A 3,187-nucleotide genomic window follows, 5' to 3' on the forward strand; every position below is an offset into this window, starting at 1 on the left:
CTTCCGGCGCGGTCGTGCCGCTGCTCAGGGCTTTGGCGCCCTCGGCACCGGTCAGCACTTTCGCACCGCTCAGCTTTTGCAGGTGGGAGATGCCGCCCGAGTGGTCGTAATGTGCATGCGAATTCAGGATGACTTTCACGTCCTTCATCTTGAAGCCCAGCGTCTTCACGTTATCGGCGATGACTTTGCCGCCTTCTCCCGTAGCGCCGTCGATCAGGACATGGCCTTTCGGCGAAGTAATCAGCACGGCGCTGATGCCTTCCGTGCCCACATAATAGGTATTACCGTAAATCTGGAAAGGCTGGTGCGGCGCACTCCATTCAGGCGCGCCAGCCATGGCCGACGCGGACAGCGCGGCCAGGATCATTGCTGCGAGAGCTTTCAAGTTGTCTCCTTGTGGGTGATATAAAGGCCGGCGTGCTGCTGCGAGTTGCGGTCGCCCCGCCGGTAACTGCGGAAGGTCGTTCCGCCTTGCTTGTCCCGGCCGCAGCAGGTGCAGCCGCCGACGTGTTCTATGTGCGTCACGCCCGCCTGCCGCAACTGATGCTCGGCGACGGCGCGCAGATCGAGGTGGCGATGGGTGGGCAGTACGGCTTCACGCGGCATACCGGCAAAACGCCGCGCGAAATCAGCCGCCAGTTCTTCGCTGATTTCATAGCATGGCGCGCAGATGGTTGGACCAATGACGGCAACCCAGTCCTCGCCGCCGTGCAGCGTATCCAGCACCGAAGGGATGATGCCGTCGTAAAGTCCGCGCCATCCGGCATGGACGGCTGCTACTTTGCCGCCATCGCGGCGCGCCAGCAGCAGCGGCACGCAATCAGCCGTGATCACGCTGACCGGGATGCCCGGCTGGCTGGTATAGAAAGCGTCGGCGTGGCCGACTTCCTGCCGCGGCGTGGTGATGTGCGCAGCGTGGATGCCATGCACCTGTTTCTTGATGGGGCGCAGGTCCCACAAGCTCTGCAGCGCTTGCGGCACCAGCTCATCCGCTCGGCCGAAGCCGTAACGGACTCCGGGAATCCCGTCCAACAACGCACTAGAAATCAACAGCCACTCCGACCACGTTTGCCAAAGCGGCAATCATAGCCTAGAAGTGGATCAGCCCGCCCAGGATTTTGAACAGTTGGCGCCAGAACGCACGCTTGAATTCGCCCTTGGTGGCGACCGGGTTGCAGCGGACATCGTTTGTGAAAGCAGTGAGCATTTCGATTCCTCCTTTGCAAGTGAGTATCCATTTTGCATTGTTTCGCCATTGGGATAAATACGTATAATTGAATTGAGTATCCCGAAAATGGAGCAATCGATGGACGTACTGAACTATATGCGGCTGTTTGTGGAAGTCGCCCGCCACAAAAGCTTCCGCGGCGCGGCCGAAGTGCTGGACATGCCGAATTCCACCCTGTCCCGCAATATCGCCGAGCTGGAAAAGGCGATCGGACTGAAACTGCTGAACCGCTCCACGCGCCGGGTCGAACTGACCGAAGCCGGTGAGACTTATTTCAAGCGCTGCGAGTGCATCGTGGAAGAAGCCCTGAGCGCGCACGAGGCCTTGCTGGATCTGGCCGAGCGGCCGATGGGCTTGTTGCGCGTGTCGCTGACATCCAGTTTTGCGGTCGGCTATCTGGCGCCCATCATGCCGGAATTCGCCCGCGACTACCCCATGATCAAGTTCGACTTCGACGTATCAACGCATATGGTGGATTTGCAGTCGGAGCCCTATGACCTGGCCATCCGCCTTGGCCCGGCGCCGACCACGCCGTCGCGCCTGATCGTGCGCCAGATTGCGGCCCTGCCGCGCTATATGTACGCCTCGCCCGACTATCTGCGCCGCTCGCCGCCGCTGAATCACGCCAACGATCTGGCCAGGCACGTACTGTGCGGCCGCTCGACGCATGCACGCTCGCCCGACATCTGGCGCACCATGCGCCGCGGCGGCGAAACGGTGCAGGTGGAGGCGGAAGCGCGCTACGGCACCAACAACGCTGCGGTTGCCTTGTCGCTGGCGGCGGCAGGCCTGTGCATCACGGCAGTCGATCCGCAAATGGCCAGCCTCGAAGTACAAACCGGCCGCCTGCAACGTGTGCTGCCCGATTGGGAAATGGACCCGGTGCTGGTGCACGCAGTGACGGACACCCGCCAGCTCCCCGCACGCAGCCGCCTGTTCATCGACTTCCTGAAAAAGCGCCTCGGCCAGCCGCTTCTCAGCCTTTGAATCAGACCAGATTGGCCGGTGCGCCGCGCACGAAGGCTTCGATGTTGTCGATCAGTTGATCGGCCAGGCCTTGCATGGCCTGGCCGCTGGCCCAGGCGGAGTGCGGGGTGAGGATGAAGTTGGGCAGGTTCAGATGCAGCAGCGGGTTGTCCGGCACTGGCGGTTCCTTGGACAGCACGTCGAAGCCGGYGCCGGCGATCACGCCGCCGCGCAGCGCATCGGCCAGCGCTGCTTCGTCAACCAGGCCGCCGCGCGCCGTGTTGATCAGGATGGCGCCTGGCTTCATGCGCGCCAGTTCGGCGGCGCCGATGATGTTGCGGGTGGCGTCGGTCAAGGGCGCGTGCAGGCTCAGGACGTCGGACGTTTCCACCAGTTCGTCCCAGCTCACATTATGTTCGCCCTCGACCGGCGTGCGTGTGTGCACGACGACCTCCATGCCAAAGGCGCGGGCCAGGTGTGCGACTTGCTTGCCTAAAGCGCCGTAACCAAACAGGCCAAGCCGGCTGCCGTGCAGGTCGCGGATTGGATGGTGGAACAGACAGAAGCGGTCCGCCTTTTCCCACAGGCCCGCTTCGATGTCGGCGCGATAGGCCAGCAACTGGCGGCGCAGCGCAAGCATCAGGGCGAAGGTGTGTTCGGGCACGGTCGCATGGGCATAGCCGCGGATATTCGACACCAGGATGCCGCGCTCACGCGCTGCCGCCAGGTCCACGTTATCGGTGCCGGTCGCGGAAACGGCAATCATCTTCAGCTCCGGYAGCTGCGCGATCGTGTCGGCGCGCACCGGGACTTTATTGGTAATCGCGATGGTGGTGCCGCGCAGGCGCTCGGCAACTTGCGCCGCGCTGGTGGAGGGATACTCTTCCCATTCATGGGCAAACGAAGGACGGCGAATGTCCGCGATGATGCTGTCGCGGTCCAGGAAGACGATGCGGTGGGTCATACGATTGCCTCTAACGATACGGGTTGCGG

General features: G+C 62.7%; 4 protein-coding genes. 1 reads left to right on the top strand and 3 read right to left on the bottom strand.

What is annotated here, in order from left to right; all coding sequences use genetic code 11:
* Both AB4Z11_RS27590 and AB4Z11_RS27595 read right to left on the bottom strand, forming a co-directional pair.
* Positions 1-385 (bottom strand): MBL fold metallo-hydrolase (locus AB4Z11_RS27590; protein WP_442029034.1); only part of this gene is annotated, 385 nt, incomplete at its 3' end.
* On the bottom strand, positions 382-1,050 hold the full coding sequence (locus AB4Z11_RS27595; protein ID WP_442029035.1) for a polyphenol oxidase family protein: 669 nt from the start codon (positions 1,048-1,050) through the stop codon (positions 382-384). The genes AB4Z11_RS27590 and AB4Z11_RS27595, both read right to left, overlap by 4 nt.
* Positions 1,051-1,306: 256 nt before the next feature.
* On the opposite strand from AB4Z11_RS27595, the gene AB4Z11_RS27600 reads away from it, so the two are divergent.
* Complete coding sequence (locus AB4Z11_RS27600) at positions 1,307-2,215, top strand: LysR family transcriptional regulator (protein ID WP_442029036.1); 909 nt, start codon at positions 1,307-1,309, stop codon at positions 2,213-2,215.
* Position 2,216: 1 nt separating this feature from the next.
* Here the strand turns inward: AB4Z11_RS27600 and AB4Z11_RS27605 are convergent, their stop codons facing one another.
* Entirely contained in the window at positions 2,217-3,158 is a 942-nt protein-coding gene (locus AB4Z11_RS27605; RefSeq protein ID WP_442029037.1) for a D-2-hydroxyacid dehydrogenase, read from the bottom strand.
* Between the last annotated feature and the right edge of the window lie 29 nt (positions 3,159-3,187).

The sequence above is a fragment of the Pseudoduganella sp. RAF53_2 genome, from assembly GCF_052113985.1.
GTDB lineage: Bacteria > Pseudomonadota > Gammaproteobacteria > Burkholderiales > Burkholderiaceae_D > Rugamonas.